Below are 18,882 nucleotides of genomic sequence, written 5' to 3'. Positions count from 1 at the left end.
GTCCTTTCCGAGCTCTCGCATGCAGGCGCAGTTGCGCCCGCTTTGGGCGCTATTCGGCAATGGCTCGCAAAAACCCAGCAGTTCGGCGCGGCAGCCTTGCGCTTGCTGCTGGCATTTGATGTGTTTCAGTCGCGCTGGCTCTATGTGTTCCGGGTGGCACTGGCCGCGGCGATTGCGCTCGGGCTGGCCTATGTCCTGCAGCTGGAGACCCCGTATTCGGCCGCCACCACGGTGTTTCTCTCGGCTAGTCCGGTTCAAGGCGTGACGCTGTCGAAGGGCATGTGGCGCGTGGCCGGTACGATTTTCGGTGCCAGCATCACGGTGGTGCTGTTCGCCATGTTCGCGCAAATGCCGGCGCTGTTCATTCTTGGTTTTGCGCTTTGGCTTGGCATCTGCGTCGGTGTCTCGACGCTGCTGCGGCACTTCCGTGCCTATGGCGCAGTGGTCGCCGGCTACACGATCGGCCTGGTCGCATATGGCGCCATCGAGCAACCCGAGCAGATCTTTGAACACGCGGTCGGCCGTGTGTCGGCAGTGGCTCTCGGGGTCATCTCGCTCGGCGTAGTGACGGCGCTGCTGAGTCCGCGCGCCATGTCCGCCAAGTTGCGGGCGCGGCTGTTCGATCTCGCTGTGGGTACCGGCAGGCTGGCGGCGGAGAGTCTGGAGGCGGAGAAGCAGCCTGCGTCCCGGCACCAGGCGTTGATTGCCGATCTCTACGGCCTCGATGACCTTCTCGAATTCGCCGCGACGGAATCGGCCGATGTCGGGCTGCGGGCCGGAGATGTCCGCCATGCCATGGCGGCGCTGTTCGCTACCGTCGCCAGCAGTGCGCGGCTGCCGCGAGGCGACGACCCGTCCTCTGCAGCGGCATGCGCGTTGGCCAGCGCCGCACTTCAGGACAGTGCGGCCATGCTTGATACGGGCGATGGCGCGGCGCGAGCTTGCGATGTGATCGCGCGGGCGCGACGAGAACTTTCCGGTCTGCCTGATGCGGCTGCCGTGATCGCCATCGACCGGGTCGACGAAATTCTGGAAGACTATCAGGATGCTCTGGCGGCGCTGGCGCGATTTGTCGGCAGCGGCGCGCCGGGCCGCCGTGTTGCTTTTCGATTTCATCTGGATGGCGCCGGAGCTTGGGAGAATGGCGCGCGCGCCGCGATCGCCATCGTGCTGGCGGGCGCGCTTTGGGTCGCGACAGCGTGGAATGGTGCGTTTCTGATGATCTTGTTGATCGCGCCGTTCTGCGGGTTGCTGGCCATGACCGGCAATCCCGTTGCCGGTGCCATCGAGTTCACTAAGGGAATTGTCGCTGCGTTGGCGGCAGGCTTCATCTGCAGCTTTGCGATCTTGCCTCATATGTCCGGCTTTCCGCTGCTGATCGCCGCGATGCTGCCATTCTGGATCGCGGGGCTGGTGGCCACGACCATCCCCAGAACGGCACCGGCCGGCACCGCCTATCTGCTGACATTCATGACGATGGTCGGGCCGACCAATCCCATGGTGTTCGACGTGGCGAATTACCTGAATTCTAGCGCCGCATTCATCCTGTCAGGCGTTTTCACGGTGCTGAGCTTTAAGGTGTTGTTTCCGCGCAATGGAGCCAAGCAAGCGGGGCGGATCTCGGCGGCGCTGCGCGATGACGCATTGGCCCTGCTGAGGGGCGCGCCGCGCAGCCATCGGTTGGCATGGCAGCATCGCCAGCATCAGCGATTGGTGCTCGCGGCGGTGCAGCTCAAGGGTGACAGCACAGGATTGCCCAAGATCATCGGCGACGGTCTAGCGGCGATCCACCTCGGCAGGGCGATCTTCCGCATTCGGCAGGCTCTGTCCGGCGACGCGCTGCCGCCGAGTTGCCGCGACGCCGCAGGTCAGGGCCTTGCCGCCTTGAAGGCAAGCCGGGGCGATCCGGCCCGCATGGCGCGCGAGGCGCGCAGGGCGGCGGAACGGCTGCAACGCGCGAAGGATGCAGCGTATGCGTCACGACTGCTCGCGTCCTCGTTCGACGATATCGCCGCGCTGCTTGCGGAACATGCCGCCTTCTTTCACCGCGACAGGAAACGCCATGCTGAGTGAGGTCAATCTGGTTGGCGTTTATGTTGCGCCGTTCATGATTTATGCGGGAGCGGCGCTGCCAATCTTCGTGGCGCTGCGCCGGTTGCTCGCTCATGCGGGATTGCTGCGCTGGTTCTGGCACCCCGCGCTGTTGGAATGCGCGCTGTGGCTGTCCGTCACCGCCCTTCTTGTTCGTTTTGTCTAGCCCGGACTGCTCTGATGCTGCATCTGAAAGCCGCCATTCGTCCTATCCTGACCCTCGCGATGGTCGGAGTGTCGATCGTCCTCACAATTGCACTCTGGCATCAATACATGCTGGCGCCATGGACGCGCGACGGCCGTATCAGCGCTGATGTGGTCCAGATCGCGCCGGAAGTGTCGGGCACCATTCGCGAGGTCCATGTTGTCGACAATCAGCTCGTCCATCGTGGCGACATTCTTTATCAGATCGATCCCGAGCGTTTTCAGCTCGCCGTTGATCAGGCGATATCCACTCTGGAAGCGCGGCGGCAAACGATGCAGCTGCAGGCATCGACGGCGCGGCGGCGTTCGGCGCTGGTCGGCGTTGCCTCGGTGGAGGTGATCGAGCAGGCGGTCGGCGCAGCATCGATCGCGGAGGCAGATTTCCAAAGCGCGCAGGCGGCATTCAATCTCGCCAAGCTGAATCTGGCGCGGGCGACGGTGCGTGCGTCAGTCGATGGCTATGTGACCAATCTGCGGATGCGGCCCGGCGATTACGCCGTGGCTGGCACCACCAAGGTCGCGATGATCGACGCCGGCAGCTTCTGGGTCACCGGCTATTTTGAGGAAACTCAGTTGCGCACCATCCGCACCGGTGCGCATGCTGAAATCCGCATGATGGGCTTCGACGATCCGGTGACCGGGCATGTGGAAAGCATCGGGCGTGGCATCGCCGATGCCAATGCCACCCCGGATCATCTCGGCCTGCCCAGCGTCAATCCGGTCTTCACCTGGGTGCGGCTGGCACAGCGGATTCCGGTGCGCCTGCATATCGACAGCGCGCCGTCCACCGTCATGTTGGCCATGGGAATGACATGCAGTATCGCCATCGGCGAGCCCAGCGAGGGCCATCAAGCCCGGCTGCTGTCGCTGATCCGTGCGGTGTTGTGATGCGCGGTCGTGAGCAGCTGGTTTTCCAGCGTCTCGACCACGATCGACCGTAGCCGTTTCGCCGCGGGGGTCATGGTGCGCTTGGCATCATGCAGGCTGAGCGAAATTCCGAGCTTAGGGACGGCCGGCAGATCGCCGCCGGCGACCAGCGCGCGCAGATTGTCCGGCAGTCCCGCGCCGGTGCGCAGCGTGATGCCGAGACCCGCCTCCACCGCCGCCCACAATCCCCGCAGGCTCGAACTGCTGAAGGCGATGCGCCAGGCAATGCCGGCCTGGTCCAGCGCCGCCAGCGCCTTTTCGCGAAAGAAACACGGCGCTTCATACACGGCGAGCGGGATCGGCTCGCCGCTGCGCCATACCTCGATGTCGGCGCGTGGCCCGATCCAGACCAGTGGCAGCGACGCGATCGCTTCGGCGTCGCCGCGCGTCGCATTGTTGAGCGCGAGCACGAGATCGAGGTCGCCATTGTCGAGGCGCTCCAAGAGGCGCCGGTTGCGATCGACCACGACCTCCACATGAACGGCGGGGTGGCTGCGCTTGAAGCGCCCGAGCACCGTGGGAAGCCAGGCTTCGGCGAAATCCGCCGGCAGCCCGAGCCGGACCACGCCTGCGATGCCATGGCCCCGCGCGGCCAACACCATCTCGTCATTAAGATCGAGGATTCGCCGCGCGTAGGCCACCACGACATCGCCGGCATCAGTCAGTGCAAGGCCACGGCCGTGGCGACGAAACAAGGGTTCGCCGATCTGCTCTTCGAGCTTGTGAATCTGCTGGCTCACGGCCGATTGCGACCGGCCGATCTGCATCGCCGCGCGGTTGAAACTGCCGAGCTGTTGCGCGGTCACGATCGTCCGCAGCGCATCGATATCGAGATTGATCAGTTTCATTGTTCGGTTTTTCGCAGATGGTATATCGAAATTATCGAATTTTCTTATCAGTGGAAAGGCGTATCTGTTCGCGAGCGTTCTGCAAACGGAGATACTTTCATGAACAACTTCAAGGCGCTGGGCGTGTTTTTGCTCGGCATGGGCCTGCTGCTTGCAGCGGTGCGCCCTCAAGCGGCTGACGCCGGCGAGTCCCTGGCGGGAACCTGGACGCTGGTTGCCGCCGACGTCATTCATGCTGATGGCAGCCGGACGCGGGACTATGGCGCGGCGCCGAAGGGGCTGCTGATCGTCGACAATGAGGGGCGGTATTCGCTCCAGATCTTCAAGTCGGAGCGGGCGAAATTCGCCTCGGCGAACAAGCAGGCGGCGACGCCGGCCGAATATGAATCCGCGGTCCTCGGCTCCAGCACCCATTACGGCAAACTGACCGCCGATTTCGCGTCGTCCACCCTGACCTTCAAGATTGAAAGCGCCTCGTTCCCGAATTGGGAGGGCCAGGACCAGGTGCGCAAGTTCAAGCTCGAAGGCGATGAGCTGAGCTACAGCGTGCCGCCGCGTCCGGACGGCAATACGCCGATCTCGGTGTGGCGGCGATTGAAGTAAGCCAGCGCCAGAAGGATAGCACATGCGCATCGTCGATATTCGCGAACAGTCGATTCCGATCTCCCGCTATCGCGATGCGGGCATTCCTTCCGGCGGCCTGACCACCAGCCTGGTGGCCGTGATGACCGATGTCATGCGCGCCGGCGCGCCGGTCATCGGCTACGGCTTCGCATCGGTCGGCCGCTTCGCCCAGGGCGGCTTGATCCGTGAGCGTTTTGCGCCGCGTTTGCTCAAGGCCGGTGAGGCCGATTTGTTGAACCGCGACGGCACCAATCTCGATCCGTTTCGTGCATGGGACGTGATGATGGCCGGCGAGAAGCTGGGCGGCCATGGTGAGAGATGCGTGGCCGTTGGTACGCTTGATATGGCAATCTGGGATGCGGCGGCCAAGATCGCCGATCTCCCGCTGTATCGGTTCATCTGCGAGCGCCTGCAGCAGGCGTCGCCACCGCCGCGTATCGCGGTCTATGCGAGCGGCGGCTATCCTTATCCGCGAGATGATCTCGCTAGACTATCGGCTGAAATCCGCTCATTTGCCGATCTCGGCTTTACGCGTGCCAAGATCAAGATCGGCGGTGCCGATCTTGGCACCGACCTGCGGCGCATCGAGGTGGCGGCCAAGCAGGTGGCAAATAGTGCGCGTCTCGCCGTCGATGCGATGAACCGCTACGACGCCACCAATGCGAGCGAGGTTGCTGTAGCGCTAGCGCCGTTCAAGCTGTGGTGGTTCGAGGACATATGCGATCCGCATGATTTCGAAACGCTGGCCTCGGTCGCCGCGCGTTACGACGGGCCGATTGCCGCTGGGGAGGCGCTGTTCTCGGTCCAGGAAGCGAGGCTGCTCGACTGGCATGGCGGACTGCGCCGCGGAACGGACATCCTGTTGTTCGATCCCGTGCATTGCTACGGATTGCCGGGCTATCTGAAGATCATCGATCATTTCGTAACCAAGGATTGGCCGCGGCAGGCGTTCTGGCCGCATGGCGGACATCTTTTCGGCTTTCATCTGGTGGCAGCGCTGCGCCTCGGCGGTGCAGAAATCACGCCGGCCGGCTTCTATCCGTTCGCCGGCGTCCCCAGCATCATCGAGAATGGCCATGTCGCGCTGCCGGAGGCGCCGGGCATTGGTTTCGAGACCCATGACGACGCATGGCGGGCATTCCGCGCGCTGGTTTGAGGAGACCGCGTGGCTCTTGCTAAGCACTATCGTCCTTTGGGCCATTGCAGATCTCGTGAAGGAGCTAGATGTCTATTCATCATGGTCGATGCCATTGCGGTGACACGCGCTTTGAAATCGAAGCCGATATCGACCAACTCCGGGAATGCGACTGCTCGATCTGTCGCCGGCGCGGCACGCTGAATTTCCGCGTCAACGACAATGAGATCCGCTTTCTGACGCCGCTCGATCGACTCAGGGTTTATCGTTGGGGAACGGGCACGGCGGCGGATTATTTTTGTCCGATATGCGGTGTGATGCCCTTCCGGCGACCGAGCGCTCCGACGAAGGAGGAGCAGGATGCAGGGATGGCACGCTTCGAGGGCTGGGCCGTGAATGTCAGGTGTATCGATGACCTCGATCTCGATAGCTTGCCACGCATCCACATTGCAGGAAGCAGCTTGACGATCTGAGTATCTCAATACATCTCGCGCGGCCACGATGCAGCGGATGTTTGCTGCCGTGCCGATACAAAGGTAAATAAAATGAATCTCGAGCAGCGACTGAAAGAACAAGGCATTGAACTGCACGCGGCAGCTGCGGCCGGCGCGGCCTATCAGCCGGTTGTCGTCCATGGTGATATTGCCTATGTCAGCGGGCAGCTGCCCCGCGATGGCGATCATGTGTTGGTGCAGGGCCAGGTCGGCCGCGATGTCGATATTGCGCAGGGCAAACACGGCGCGCGCGTCGCCTTCATCCGCGTGCTGACAGCGCTGCGCGATGCGCTGGGCTCGCTGGAGCGGGTGGACCGCGTGCTCAAGCTCACGGTCTTTGTTCACAGCGCCGCTGATTTTTCGGGGCAAAGCCAGGTTGCCGACGGCGCCTCGCAACTGATCTTCGAACTGTTCGGCAAGGAGCGCGGCGGCCACGCCCGCACCAGTGTCGGCGTTGCGCAACTGCCGCGCAATGCAGCAGTCGAAGTCGAAGCCACGATAGCGCTCAAATAGCGGGGCGTGCAAACATGACTCAGGATTCCGCCGCCAAATTCGACGCATCGCGCGCCGGCGAATATGCCCGCCAGAGCCGGATTGCGCTCGCGGGTTACGATGCCTGCCATGAACTGTCCGCCTGCATGCTGTCGGCCGCGCTCGGCGAGGGCAGCATTGCGCGCGTGCTCGTAGTCGGCGCGGGCGGAACAGCCGGCGAGATCATCGCAGCGGCGCGGCTCGAACCAGGATGGTCGTTCGTCGCGGTCGATCCGTCGCCGCCGATGCTCGATCTCGCGCGCAGCAACCTGATCGATGCCGGCGTGTCGGATCGGGTCGAGATCATCCTCGGCCCGCTCAGCGATGTCGCGTCCACCAATGCTTTCGATGCGGCCATCATGATCGGCGTTCTGCATCATTTGTCGGGTGATGCGGCCAAGCAGGGGATACTGGCCGAGATCGCGGCGCGCTTGCGGCCGGGTGCGCCGATCGTGGTCGCCGGCAATTATCGCGCCTATGCCTCGCAGCCCTTGCTGATGGCGGCCTGGGCGGCCCGCTGGCGGATGAATGGCGCGGATGCCGGCGAGGCCTCTGCGAAAATGCAGAAGATCTTGCAAGGTGCGGAGCCGCCGCATTCGGAGGAGGCGGTAATCGCTTTGCTGAACGAAGCCGGTTTCGAGGACGCGCTGCGCTTCTTCGGCAGCCTGTTCTGGGGCGCCTGGATCGCCCGCCGGGCGGGCGCTTGAGTTTGGCTTCGTGCCCATAAATTGGCGATCGACAGACTCAATTTCGTTGGCGATCCCACGGCGGCACTGGCAGAAAGTGCTCCACCAATTCATCGACGACGACCCGCACTTTCGGGGGCAATCCACGCGCGTGAGGCCACAAGACGTGGATGGGCGGCGCTTCCGAGCCTGAACGTATCGATAGCGCCTCGAGGCGCGACGCGTTCAGATCGTCGGCGACCAGCCATGTCGCCAGATAGGCGATACCGGCACCGGCTATAGCCGTGTCGCGTAGGGCTTCCCCATGGCTGACGGTGTGCCTTGCCGTTGGCCGAATGGCGATAGGCATCCCGGCCGCATCTTGCAACTCCCATGGCAGAGCGCGGCCGTCCCGCGCATAGACGATGCAGTCGTGGCGTGGCAGGTCGGTGACGGCCATCGGTCGCCCGCGCAAGTCGAGGTAAGCGGGCGCGCCGCAAATCAGGGAATTTTGACTGCCGATCCGGCGCCCCGCGAGACTCGCCATATCGCCGGGATCTCCTATACGAACGACAAGGTCGATACCATCGTCGATCAAATCCACCCGCCGGTCGGTAAACGAGACATCGAGCCGAAGCGCGGGGTGGCGGCGAGCGACCTGGAGCAGAATGGGCATGATCCATCTTGGCCCAAACGAAACCGGCAAACTCACACGTAACAAACCGTTGACCTCGTGTCGGCCTGCCGCGAGCACGCTTTCTACGCCGTTCAATTCGGTGATTATTTTTAGGCAGCTCTCATAATAGGTTCGGCCCTCGGCGGTCAGTCCGAGGCGTCGCGTCGTCCGTTCGAGCAATCGGACGCCTATCCGCTCTTCAAGCCGCGCAACATTCTTTGCCACGGCCGATTTCGAGAGGCCGATACGCGCGGCCGCGCCCGTGAAACTGCCGGCATCGACCGCCTGCACGAATGCGGTAATGCCGGCGAGATGCGAGTGCGGAGCTGATGTCATTGGCGACCTGATCGAGCAAATCTTGCGAAAACAAAGCGCCACATGCGCGTGATGGATGTCAATAAGGTCATGGCGAAGTGCGGCATTGCAGCCGCCCATGGGACCGGGATTTCTGCATGACCGATATGATGAAGGCCTGGCAGTTGCCAGCTTTTGGAAAAGCGAATTTGGCGCTGACGCATGCGCCCGTTCCTGCCTTCAAGCCAAACGAGGTTCTGGTCCGGGTCGGCGCGGTCTCATTGAATTATCGCGACAAGCTCGTGATCGAAGGCCAGTTGCTGCCTGGGCTTCCGCGGATGCCGTTTGTCCCGGCCTCGGACCTGGCAGGCCGGATCGTCGCAACCGGGGAGGATGTCACCCGCTTCGCCACAGGCGAGCGCGTGATGGCGAATTTCTGGACGCAGTGGATCGACGGTCCGCCGCCTGCGGAGATGCTGACGCACGGGCTGTCCTTGGGTGGGCCGCTGCCGGGCGTGCTGGCGGACTATGTCGCGCTTCCCGAACATGCGATCGTACATTCGCCGCCAACGCTCTCGGACGAGGAAGCGGCCACATTGCCGATCGCGGCTTTGACTGCTTGGTTTGCGCTGATGGAAACAGGTCAGTTGCGCGCGGGGCAAGTCGTCCTCGTGCAGGGCACCGGCGGCGTTTCCCTGTTCGGCCTTCAGATCGCAACCGCCTTCGGTGCCCGTGTGATAGTCACGTCGCGCGATCCCGGCAAGCTGAAGCGAGCGATGGCACTCGGTGCGTTTCACGGCATCGACACGTCCGAGGGCCGCGATTGGGTCGACGAAGCGCTCCGGGTGACCGATGGCAGGGGCGTCGATCACATTCTGGAAGTGATTGGAGGCAATCATCTTGCGCAGTCGCTCTCCGCCATTGCGAGCGAGGGGCGCGTTTCCCTGATTGGCTTCCTGGAAGGTCCGGATATCTGCCTTGCCGCGGTGCCGCTGATGCTGAGGCGGGCGACCATCCAGGGCGTCTCGGTCGGGCACCGCCGCGCCTTCGAGCGAATGGTCAAAGCCTTTGCAGAAAAAGAGATCAAGCCTGTTATCGACCGCGTCTATCCATTCGGCACAGCGCCCGATGCATTCGCTCATCTCGATCGCGGGCCGTTCGGAAAGGTTGTCATTTCGGCCGGCACGCCAACCGTATGATCCGTCAGGCATCGCCATGCGCGATTGCGACCAGCCAGCGGCGGATCACCGCCTGATCGCCGGCTGAAAAGCCGTCGGCGAGTTCGGCCTCCAGCGCATGCACGCGCTTGCGGCATTGGCGCAGCATCGTGAGGCCGGTGTCTGTCAATTCGATCTGCAGGATGCGACCATGCACATCGTGCGGCAATCGCCTGATCCTGTCCGACCGTTTGAGATTGCCGATGATCACGCTCACCGTCTGCGGCGTGAGAAGGGCGAGCCGCGCGATGTCGGCATTGGAGATCCCCGGATAGGCATGGATCATCGTCATGATCGAAAATTGCGGAGGGGTGACATCGAGATCAGCAAGAGCTCGGTCCATGCGGTGGCGATAGGCGCCGGCGGCCTGGCGCAACAGATAGCCGAGATAGCCGTCCTTGCCGCGTTTGTTCTCGCCGGGGGCCGGAAGGTGATGTCGGGGTGGCTTGCGCATAATGTCAGTGCTCTGATAATATGTTCGTGCTCTGATATGTAGAGCGATCGGCGCCGAAGTGCCATCGCCATCGACGGGTGACGCAATGAATAGAACGATTTTTCTCGCGGGAGCGGCCGGCGCAATCGGCAGCCGGGTGGCGCCGCTACTTGTCGCGGACGGATGGCGCGTGGTCGGAACTACGCGGGCGCACAGCAAAGTGGCGGCGCTGCAGGCGCGGGGCATCGAGGTCGCGGTGGTCGATGTATTCGACGCCGAGGCGCTGACCGCGGCGGTGGTGGCAGCGCAGCCCACCGTTGTCATGCACCAACTCACGGATCTGCCGGCGGGGCTCGATCCGGCCCGGATGGCCGAGGCCACGGCGCGCAATGCTCGCATCCGCGAAGAGGGAACCCGCAATCTAGTCGCCGCATCTTCGGCCGCGAGGGCCCGGCGTCTGATTGCCCAGAGTGTGGCCTTCGCCTATGCGGATGGTCCACTACCCCATCGCGAAGAGGATGCGCTGGCTGTCGATGCGGAAGGGCGCGCCGGCGTTTCGGCGCGGGGAGTCGCTAGCCTGGAGGCTCAGGTCGCCGCGGCGCCGTGCGAGGGGATAGTACTGCGTTATGGCCGTCTCTACGGGCCAGGCACAGGCTCTGGTGCAGCCCAAGGCGCCGCGCCGCTTCATGTCGATGCCGCAGCCCGCGCCGCGGTCTTGGCGGTCCGGATCGGGGCGCCCGGCATTTACAATCTGACTGAAGACGACGGCACTGTTAGCAGCGACAAGGCAAAACGAACCTGGGGATGGTCGGCGAATTGGAGGGCAGGCCAATGACCGGGATGACATCCCCGGCGCATGACATCCGCTATATCGACAACGAGGCAGAGGTGGCGACCTGTTTTCTGCTGATGCGTCAATTGCGCCCACATCTTGCCTCCGAACAGGAGTTCGTTGCGCGCTGGCGCAGCCAGACCATGGCGGGCTACCGGCTCATGGCGCTCTGGCGGTCCGGTTCACCGGCTGCATTGGCAGGCTTCCGTCTGCAGGAAAATTTGTTCCACGGGGTGCATTTCTATGTCGACGATCTCGTTACCGATGCCAATGTCCGCAGCGGCGGGGTTGGTCGGGTGATGATGGATCGTCTGAAAGCGGAAGCTCGCAGCGCGGGCTGCACACGTTTGGTGCTCGATACGCCGCTGACCAATGTGCTCGGCCATCGCTTCTATTTCCGGCACGGGCTGCTGGCGCGCGCCCTGCGCTTCAGCATCGATCTGGCGGATGCAGCGTGAGCCGCAGCGCCTGCGCCGTCAAGCAGATGCCCGATGCTCGCGAAACGCTGCCGCGATGGTGCGCAGCGCGCCGCGCGACCGCGGGTCGGACAGCGACGAATGCAGCACGATCTGCGATGACGGTAGCGGCGGCAGTCCGAACCGCGCGCTGATATCGACGACCCCCTGCGGGGCCACGCGCTGGGCGAGGGCCGCAACCGCAAGGCCGGCCGATACGGCAGCGCCAATGGCGGTCATGCCGCCGCCGACAAACACTTCGATCCAGTCGATATCTGCGGCATCGAGTGCACGCGTTGCGATATTGCGCACGCCGCAGGAGGGCGCCAGCGAGGCGAGGCGGATCGCTTCGCCGCTTCTATATTCGAAGCCGGGCGTCGCGAACCAGCTAAAGCGCTCCTCCGTCAGGACCTCGCCGTCGCGCCGATCATCCTCGCGGCGGACGATGGCGGCATCTAGGCTGCCGCGATCGAACGCCTCCAGCAGGCTGCGCGATGCTTCAATCTGCACCTCGATTACCAATGCAGGATCATAGGCGCCGAGTCGGGCGAGGAGGGCGGGCAGTTCAGGGCCTGCGACCTGATCGGCAATGCCGAGCGTGAACCGCCGGGGTGAGATGGTGAGCCCGGCGACCGCCCGCTCGTGCGCCGCCAGGAAATCGCGGGCGGCGCTGAGGAAAGCGGCGCCGCGCGCGGACAGCCGTACCAATCGCGGCGTCCGCTCGATGAGGCGCTCGCCCAACCTCTCCTCAAGCCGTTTCAACCGCATGCTGATCGCGGCCTGCGACGTATCGAGCGCCTCGGCCGCACGCGTAAAGCTTTGAAAATCAGCCACCAGAACAAAGGCCTGCACGGATTCGACGTCGAGGGCGAGCATCTAATACATACCATCTTGTGATCTCTGAAATATTCAAACATCCCGTTTCGTTATTTTCAAGTCGCTTTTAGTTTCTTCGCATCGGCGGGCCCCTCGGTATCGGATCGCCACTGCAGGACCGGCAGGACGTGGCAATGACGGAATGGCATTATGGGACGATGATGGAGACGGCGGCGGCGATCCGGTCACGCAAGATCTCCCCGACGGAGTTGACTGAGGCGCTATTGCGGCGGATCGGCGAGATCGATCCGGCATTGCGATCCTTTGCGACCGTGACGGCCGATGTCGCCCGCGAACAGGCCCGCTGGGCAGAAGCCGAACTCACGCATGGCGTCGATCGCGGGCCGTTGCACGGCATTCCGATTGCCGTGAAGGATATCATCAATACCGCAGGGATCGTGACAGCAGCCGGCATGCCGCTTCATGCCCATCATCGGCCGAGCTTCGATGCTACGGTGGTCGAACGGTTGCGTGACGCTGGCGCTGTTCTGCTCGGCAAGCTGCAGCTCACCGAAGGCGCCTTCATCTCGCATCATCCCGCGATCGCGCCGCCGCTAAATCCATGGAACGCCGACTATTACGCCGGGGCATCATCGAGCGGTTCGGGTGTCGCTACCGCCGCCGGTCTTTGTTTCGCGGCGCTGGGCAGTGACACTGGAGGCTCGATCCGGTTTCCTTCGGCAGCCAATGGCGTCACGGGTTTGAAGCCGACCTGGGGCCGAGTCAGCCGCCACGGCGTCTTTGCGCTGGCGGCTAGTCTCGATCATATCGGTCCAATGGCGCGCTCGGCCTCGGATGCCGGTTACATGCTCCGCGTCATTGCCGGTCGCGATTCCAACGATCCGACGACCCTTGCCGAAGATGTGCCGGATTATCTCGCCGGCCTCGATCATGGTGTAAGCGGTCTGCGCATCGGCGTGGACGTTCGTTACAACGAAAACGGGTGTGATCCGGATGTGGTGGCGGCGGTGCGCGATGCCCGCAAAGTCTTCGAAAGCAGCGGCGCCGTCATCAAGGAAGTGACGGTCCCTGATCCCTCGGCGGTGATGGCGGCCTGGGGCTCCTATTGCGCGGTGGAAACCGCGATCGCCCATGAGCCCACTTATCCGCTGCATGCGGAAGCCTATGGCGGTCTGGCGCAATTGATCGAAGCGGGCCGCGCAATCGATGCCAGCGTGCTCATGAAGGCGCATCATCAGCGTCTGTCCTTCAGCGGCGCGCTCGCCGCGATGTTCTTGGATATCGATCTGTTGCTGGTGCCGACGCAGACGCGTGCCGATTTCACCCTCGCGCAAGAAGCTGAACTGTTCGCGACTTCGGAAGGGCTGGCTGGCTTCCTGCGCTATGCCACGCCATTCGATATGTCCGGCAGCCCGACTATCACGCTGCCCGGCGGGTTTACTGCGCTGGGCATGCCGCTCTCTTTCCAGCTCGTGGGTCGGCATCTTGACGAGGCGCTGCTGGTGCGAGCGGGCCATGCCTATCAGCAAGCCACCGACTGGCATCGCCGGCATCCCACGCTCTAATCAACGGAGACCGTTATGAGTATCAACGTTACCACGGCGGCCGATGCCGCGACCGCGCAACAAGGCGACGAGCGTCGCTGGCTGGCGCTACCGATCCTGCTGATCGGCGCGTTTCTGCCGGTGTTTGACTTCAACGTCGTCAATCTGGCATTGCCGGCAATACGCTCGGATCTGCAGGCGACATCGAGCGATGTGCAATTCGTGATCTCTGCCTATGCCGCCGCCTACGCGGTATTCCTGATCACGGGCGGTCGGCTTGGTGATTGGCTGGGGCGAAAGCGCTTGTTCATCACCGGCATCGCCGGTTTCACCCTGGCATCGGTACTGTGCGGCATCGCTTGGTCGCCGTCCATGCTGATCGCCGGACGCGTGTTGCAGGGGTTGCTGGCCACCGCAATGGCACCACAGGTACTAGCTTCGATACGTGTGCTGTTTCCCGCGGGCGAGCAGACCACGGCGCTTGCTCTATATGGTGCGACATTCGGCCTTGCCAATATCGCCGGGCAGATCTTTGGCGGCGTGCTGGTGTCGTCCCATCTACTCGGTTTTACCTGGCAGGCGATTTTTCTCATCAATGTGCCGGTCGGCCTCGTCGCCATCGTCGGCAGCGTATTGTTTCTGACCGATACGCGCGCTGAAGAGGCGCAAAGGCTCGATCTTGGCGGCGTGGTGCTACTTTCGCTCGCGCTCGGTCTGCTCGTCTATCCGCTGGTCGAAGGCCGCCAGATGGGATGGCCCTGGTGGCTTGTCGCGATGCTGCTGGCATCGCCCGCGGCGTTGTTCGCCTTCGTGACGTTCGGGCGTCGTCTGACCGCCCGGGGTGGCACGCCGCTGGTCGAGCTGTCGCTGTTCTTCGAGCCCGGCTTCGCGACCGGCGTCATCATGGCGGCGCTGTTCTATATGCTGTCCGCGTTCTACCTGACCTTCTCGGTCTATCTGCAGGATGGGCTGCATATCGCCACGGCGGATGCGGGACTGCGAACACTACCGTTTGCAGTGGGCTATTTTGCTGCATCTTTTGCTTCGGCGCGGATCATGCAGCGACTTGGCCCGCGCGCCTTGACGCTTGGCTTTGTGGTGCAGATCATCGGCTTCGGTGCCTTGGCGCTGTCGGTTCAGGTAGGGGCATCCGGCTACATCGGTGCTGCGCTGCTGGTCGCCGGGCTCGGTTATGGCATCGTGCTGCCATCGGTGATCAAGGCGGTGATCGGCAGGGTCGATCCGCGCCATGCGGGGCTGGCTTCGGGGATTGCGATCTCGACCTTCCAGATCGGCGCAGCGCTGGGCGTTGCTATCATTGGTGGCGTTTTCTTCACGGTGCTGGGCGAAGCCTCCGATGCTGCATCTCATGCGCAGGCCTTCTGTGCAGCGCTCAGCTGTAATGTGCTGCTTCTCATCGGCGGCTGCATCCTGTCGCTCTGGTTGCCGGGCGAAAGGCGCCCGGATTAGACGCAGCGGGGGTGCTGCATGCGCTATCTACGGCTTGCGCGTCGCAACAGCAAAGTGCAGCCTGCGCAGGCCAGCATCGATAGTCCGGCGATGAGGAATGCATCGCTATACGCCAGCAGCATCGCTTCGTGCCGGACCTTCCTGTCGAGGATCGCCAGTGCCTGTTGCCGCACCGCGGCCAGCGTTGCGTTATTCATTGTCGCTTCACGGCTGGCATGGAGATGGCTGAGCAGCCGAACGAGCTCCATCATGCGCTCCCTCGCTTCGCTCGAGAAGAGGGTCACCTGCTCGCCGATGCGCGCCGCATGCAATTTCGCCCGTTCCACCACAATCTGGCTAGACAAAGCGATCCCGATGGCGCCGCCGACATTGCGCACGGTCGAGAACAGGCCGGATGCCGAGCCCAGTTCGGCCTTGTCCAGCCCGTCCACGGCCATCACACCGAGAGCGACCACGATCAGGGATTGGCCGATGCCGCGAATAATCAGCGACGGGACGATGACATTTGCCGCCGCATTGCTGTCGAGATGGATATTCATCAGGCAGCCGATCGCCATGATGACAAATCCGGTCACGATGACGATTCGGACATTGCTCCACTGCATCAGCTTCGGTGCGGCGAAAGACATAGCCAGCTGAATCAGTCCATATGGTACCATCGTCGCACCGATCTGCTCGGCATTGTAGCCGTGCAATTCGGCAAAGTAGTTCGGCAGCAGAAAAACAACGCCAAACGCGACAGCGCCGAAGGCAAATTGCATCAGGCTGGCAAGTCCGAAATTGTAATGCCCCAGCAGGCGCAGATTGATTAGCGGCGCACGGCGTTGCAACTCGATCAGCACGAAGGCCGCGAGGCTCAGCAGCGAGGTCGCCGCAGCGCCGACGATGAATGCGGAGGCGAACCAGTCCTCGCGTTCGCCTTGCTCCAGCATGATCTGTAGCGCGGCGAGCCCGCAGGCCATCGTGGCTATGCCGCCCCAGTCGCCGCTTCGCAGCTTTCCCAGTTTTGCTTGCTGTCGCGGCATGGCCCAGCCAATCGCCATCAGTAGCAGCAATCCCGGGGGCACCTGAAGATAAAAAATCCATCGCCAGCTAAGTGCATCGGTGAGCCAGCCGCCGATTGAGGGTCCTGCGGCCTGCGCCACATTGTTGGCGATTGCGAAAAGCGCCATTCCGAATGGGTGTTTCGATCTCGGCAATTCGCCGATAGTGATCTGAAACGACAGCGGAATGAGCACCCCGCCAAACGCGCCCTGCAAGGCGCGTGCGGCAATCATCGTTCCGATGTCCGGCGCGGTCGAGCAGGCAAAAGAAAAGATGATGAAGCCGCCGGTGCCGGTCATCAATACGCGGCGGATGGAGAATACCGAGACCAACCAGCCGGTCATCGGAATCACAATGATCTCGGCGACAAGATAGGCTGTGGTGATCCAGGATCCCTCTTCGAACGAGGCGCCAAGCGAGCCGCGTACATCTGGGAGTGACGCGTTGGTCACATGCACATTCATGCCGGCCATGAAGCAGCCGAGCACGGCGCCCAGCACAGCGACCCAGGCGCGCAGGGGAACGATCGCGTCGATGTCCTGTGGGCGGGCGGCGGTCACCGCGCTGGCTCACGGGTATCGACGGTCGCCTCCACGGACATGCCCGGTCGCAATTCGCTCGTGCGTGCTTGATCCGCATCGATCCGGATACGCAGCGGCATGCGTTGCACGATTTTGGTGAAATTGCCTGTCGCATTGTCGGGTGGGAGCAAGGCAAACTGCGCGCCGGATGCAGGGGCCATGCTGTCCACGTGACCTGTCAGCGAAATGCCGCCAAGCGCATCGACGATGACGCTAGCCGGCTGCCCCGGCCGGATGCGGTCGATCTGCGTCTCCTTGTAATTTGCGATCACATAGATGTCGCCAGGCACGATGGCCATGAGCGGCATTCCCGTCTCTGCATATTGGCCCTCGCGAACTGCACGCTGTCCGACCCATCCGTTCGCCGGTGACCGGATGGCGGTGCGCTCCAGGTCGAGGCGTGCAATGTCCCGCGCGCCTAGTGCCTGCTCCAAAGCGCCGCGTCGGCTGTCGAGGTCAGCTCTTGCGGCGTCGCGTTCCGTGCCAAGCACCGCCAGAGCAGCTTTTGCAGTCGACAGCGACGCGCGGGCCTCGGTTAGCGAAGCGGTTGCCTTCCGCTGGTCGGCTTCAGCCGATTGCAGGCGCTGGATGCTCGACGCCTGCTGACCGGACAGATAGAGCTGCCGCTGATAGTCCAGCTCCGCAAGTTGCGCTTCAGCCTCGCGGACCGCAACGGCGGCGGTCCTTTCCGCGATCGTACTTTGCTGTTGTGTCAGCTTGGCATCGAGATTGGCGATATGCGCCTGCTGGCTCGTGACCCCGGCATGCGCCGTGGTCACCGATCCGTCTGCCTGGCGGAGCCGTGCGCGATAGTCGCGGTCGTCGATCCGGGCAAGCACGTCGCCACTATAGACTTGCTGATTGTCCCTCACCTCGACGATCGCCATGATTCCGGAAATGCGCGGCGCGATGGTGACTATGTCGGCACGCACATAGGCGTTGTCGGTCGCGATCATGAAACGACCCGTCCGCCACCACTGTATGGCGAAAACACATCCTGAGGCTGCAACCGCTCCGATGAGCAGCGCAGCCAAATGTCGTCGTCGCAAAGAACTAAAGATTCGCGGGGTGGCATTTGGCAGGGCGTTGTCGGCCATGGGTTCGCTTGACGGGAGATACGGCGAGAAGCAGTGCGGTTCCCATAGCTGGCAGGAATGCGCTACTCTCGCGAGGGCGTGGCAATGATCGTCGCGAAAAGGTCAAATCAGATGCATGGACCGGTCGTCGTCATCAGCCGAGACGCGGATCGTTTTGACAGCTTCGTGCACCAGCACGCCGAGGCGCAGCTCGTCTATGCGATCGGCGGCGTCGTCGCGGTTACGACGGCAGAGGGAACTTGGGTCGTCCCGCCGAGCCGCGCCGTCTGGGTGCCGCCGGGTATCGCGCACCAGACCCATAGCCACGCAACTGTGCAGTTTCGCGCGTTGCTGATCGATCCGGCGGGATTGCCACACCTGCCTGCCACGTGCGCCGTGGTCGCCGTCAGTCCGCTTCTGCGCGAGCTCATTCTGCGGCTGGCCGATCTCCCGAGATCTGCGAAAGGGCCGGAATTCAGACAGGCGCTGACCCGACTGCTGCTTCTTGAACTGTCCTTCGTCCCGACCGAACCGCTCGGCCTGCCGTGGCCGGAGCACCGCGCCCTCGTGCAGTTGTGCGAGACGATCCGGCATGCACCAGTGCATTCTATCTCGCTCGCCGCGGCCGCAACGGTGGCGCATATGAGCCGGTCGAGTTTCATGCGGCTTTTCAAGAAGCAGACCGGAATGAGCTTTGCCCGTTGGCAACAGCAGGCAAGATTGCTGCATGCCCTCGTCCTGCTCGCCGAAGGGCAGTCGATCCTCAACGTGGCGCTGGATTGCGGTTACGACAGCCCAAGCGCATTTTCCGCCATGTTTCGCCGGTCGCTGGGGCGATCGCCGAGCGCATATTTTTCGCAATGATCCATCGGGGCGATAAGACGGCCTCAATCCCGTCCACGAT

20 protein-coding genes are annotated in these 18,882 nt (G+C 63.1%); 14 read left to right on the top strand and 6 right to left on the bottom strand.

Going from position 1 to position 18,882, the window contains the following annotated elements; all coding sequences use genetic code 11:
- Nucleotides 1–102 precede the first annotated feature (102 nt).
- Genes E0H22_RS24415 through E0H22_RS24405 form a run of 3 tightly spaced genes read left to right on the top strand, consistent with a single transcriptional unit; the run spans nt 103 to nt 3,183 of the window.
- On the top strand, nt 103–2,073 hold the full coding sequence (locus E0H22_RS24415; RefSeq protein WP_233023511.1) for an FUSC family protein: 1,971 nt from the start codon (nt 103–105) through the stop codon (nt 2,071–2,073).
- Nucleotides 2,063–2,257 carry a DUF1656 domain-containing protein gene (locus tag E0H22_RS24410; RefSeq protein ID WP_233023510.1) on the top strand — a complete coding sequence of 65 codons (195 nt, stop codon included), beginning with the start codon at nt 2,063–2,065 and terminating at the stop codon, nt 2,255–2,257. Before E0H22_RS24415 ends, E0H22_RS24410 begins: the two co-directional genes overlap by 11 nt.
- 14 nt (nt 2,258–2,271) lie before the next feature.
- A complete protein-coding gene (locus E0H22_RS24405; protein WP_233023509.1) occupies nt 2,272–3,183 on the top strand; it encodes an efflux RND transporter periplasmic adaptor subunit in 912 nt (303 codons plus the stop codon).
- On the opposite strand, the gene E0H22_RS24400 is transcribed toward E0H22_RS24405, so the two are convergent.
- The gene (locus E0H22_RS24400; RefSeq protein WP_233023508.1) at nt 3,144–4,070 is read right to left on the bottom strand and encodes a LysR substrate-binding domain-containing protein; all 927 of its coding nucleotides are present in this window, start codon (nt 4,068–4,070) and stop codon (nt 3,144–3,146) included. The genes E0H22_RS24405 and E0H22_RS24400 overlap by 40 nt on opposite strands.
- A gap of 99 nt (nt 4,071–4,169) precedes the next feature.
- On the opposite strand from E0H22_RS24400, the gene E0H22_RS24395 reads away from it, so the two are divergent.
- The 5 genes from E0H22_RS24395 (at nt 4,170) to E0H22_RS24375 (ending at nt 7,561) form a co-directional block, all read left to right on the top strand.
- The gene (locus E0H22_RS24395; protein ID WP_233023507.1) at nt 4,170–4,673 is read left to right on the top strand and encodes a lipocalin-like domain-containing protein; all 504 of its coding nucleotides are present in this window, start codon (nt 4,170–4,172) and stop codon (nt 4,671–4,673) included.
- A 22-nt stretch (nt 4,674–4,695) separates the two neighbouring features.
- Nucleotides 4,696–5,850: an enolase C-terminal domain-like protein gene (locus E0H22_RS24390; RefSeq protein WP_233023506.1), complete on the top strand. Its 1,155-nt coding sequence runs from the start codon at nt 4,696–4,698 to the stop codon at nt 5,848–5,850.
- A 68-nt stretch (nt 5,851–5,918) separates the two neighbouring features.
- Nucleotides 5,919–6,302, top strand: a complete 384-nt coding sequence (locus E0H22_RS24385) for a GFA family protein (RefSeq protein ID WP_233023505.1) — start codon at nt 5,919–5,921, stop codon at nt 6,300–6,302.
- Nucleotides 6,303–6,374: 72 nt separating this feature from the next.
- Nucleotides 6,375–6,836 (top strand): RidA family protein, encoded by a 462-nt coding sequence (locus E0H22_RS24380; protein ID WP_233023504.1) that lies wholly within the window; start codon nt 6,375–6,377, stop codon nt 6,834–6,836.
- A 14-nt stretch (nt 6,837–6,850) separates the two neighbouring features.
- The gene (locus E0H22_RS24375) at nt 6,851–7,561 is read left to right on the top strand and encodes a class I SAM-dependent methyltransferase (protein WP_233023503.1); all 711 of its coding nucleotides are present in this window, start codon (nt 6,851–6,853) and stop codon (nt 7,559–7,561) included.
- Nucleotides 7,562–7,598: 37 nt separating this feature from the next.
- Here the strand turns inward: E0H22_RS24375 and E0H22_RS24370 are convergent, their stop codons facing one another.
- On the bottom strand, nt 7,599–8,486 hold the full coding sequence (locus E0H22_RS24370) for a LysR family transcriptional regulator (protein WP_233023502.1): 888 nt from the start codon (nt 8,484–8,486) through the stop codon (nt 7,599–7,601).
- Nucleotides 8,487–8,647: 161 nt separating this feature from the next.
- Here E0H22_RS24370 and E0H22_RS24365 point away from each other — a divergent pair, with 161 nt between their 5' ends.
- On the top strand, nt 8,648–9,688 hold the full coding sequence (locus E0H22_RS24365) for a zinc-dependent alcohol dehydrogenase family protein (RefSeq protein WP_233023501.1): 1,041 nt from the start codon (nt 8,648–8,650) through the stop codon (nt 9,686–9,688).
- A gap of 4 nt (nt 9,689–9,692) precedes the next feature.
- Here the strand turns inward: E0H22_RS24365 and E0H22_RS24360 are convergent, their stop codons facing one another.
- Nucleotides 9,693–10,160 carry a MarR family winged helix-turn-helix transcriptional regulator gene (locus E0H22_RS24360; protein WP_233023500.1) on the bottom strand — a complete coding sequence of 156 codons (468 nt, stop codon included), beginning with the start codon at nt 10,158–10,160 and terminating at the stop codon, nt 9,693–9,695.
- Nucleotides 10,161–10,245: 85 nt separating this feature from the next.
- Here E0H22_RS24360 and E0H22_RS24355 point away from each other — a divergent pair, with 85 nt between their 5' ends.
- Nucleotides 10,246–10,974: an NAD-dependent epimerase/dehydratase family protein gene (locus E0H22_RS24355; RefSeq protein ID WP_233023499.1), complete on the top strand. Its 729-nt coding sequence runs from the start codon at nt 10,246–10,248 to the stop codon at nt 10,972–10,974.
- Entirely contained in the window at nt 10,944–11,429 is a 486-nt protein-coding gene (locus E0H22_RS24350; RefSeq protein ID WP_233023498.1) for a GNAT family N-acetyltransferase, read from the top strand. Before E0H22_RS24355 ends, E0H22_RS24350 begins: the two co-directional genes overlap by 31 nt.
- Before the next feature lie 18 nt (nt 11,430–11,447).
- Here E0H22_RS24350 and E0H22_RS24345 read toward each other — a convergent pair whose 3' ends face one another.
- Nucleotides 11,448–12,302 carry a LysR family transcriptional regulator gene (locus E0H22_RS24345; protein ID WP_233023497.1) on the bottom strand — a complete coding sequence of 285 codons (855 nt, stop codon included), beginning with the start codon at nt 12,300–12,302 and terminating at the stop codon, nt 11,448–11,450.
- A 134-nt stretch (nt 12,303–12,436) separates the two neighbouring features.
- On the opposite strand from E0H22_RS24345, the gene E0H22_RS24340 reads away from it, so the two are divergent.
- Together E0H22_RS24340 and E0H22_RS24335 are read left to right on the top strand one after the other, a co-directional pair.
- Nucleotides 12,437–13,828, top strand: coding sequence for an amidase (locus tag E0H22_RS24340; RefSeq protein WP_233023496.1), 1,392 nt, complete (start codon nt 12,437–12,439; stop codon nt 13,826–13,828).
- A gap of 15 nt (nt 13,829–13,843) precedes the next feature.
- Complete coding sequence (locus E0H22_RS24335; protein ID WP_233023495.1) at nt 13,844–15,277, top strand: MFS transporter; 1,434 nt, start codon at nt 13,844–13,846, stop codon at nt 15,275–15,277.
- Between the two features lie 23 nt (nt 15,278–15,300).
- On the opposite strand, the gene E0H22_RS24330 is transcribed toward E0H22_RS24335, so the two are convergent.
- Complete coding sequence (locus E0H22_RS24330) at nt 15,301–16,881, bottom strand: MDR family MFS transporter (RefSeq protein WP_233023494.1); 1,581 nt, start codon at nt 16,879–16,881, stop codon at nt 15,301–15,303.
- Nucleotides 16,878–17,858, bottom strand: coding sequence for an HlyD family secretion protein (locus E0H22_RS24325; RefSeq protein ID WP_233023493.1), 981 nt, complete (start codon nt 17,856–17,858; stop codon nt 16,878–16,880). Before E0H22_RS24325 ends, E0H22_RS24330 begins: the two co-directional genes overlap by 4 nt.
- Before the next feature lie 225 nt (nt 17,859–18,083).
- Between E0H22_RS24325 and E0H22_RS24320 the strand changes: the two genes are divergently transcribed.
- Nucleotides 18,084–18,842, top strand: coding sequence for an AraC family transcriptional regulator (locus tag E0H22_RS24320; protein ID WP_233023492.1), 759 nt, complete (start codon nt 18,084–18,086; stop codon nt 18,840–18,842).
- The last annotated feature ends 40 nt before the right edge of the window (nt 18,843–18,882 follow it).

This window comes from Rhodopseudomonas boonkerdii (genome assembly GCF_021184025.1).
Taxonomy (GTDB): domain Bacteria; phylum Pseudomonadota; class Alphaproteobacteria; order Rhizobiales; family Xanthobacteraceae; genus Tardiphaga; species Tardiphaga boonkerdii.
The sequence above is the reverse complement of the archived record's forward strand: the minus strand, read 5'-3'. Positions and strand labels throughout refer to the sequence as shown.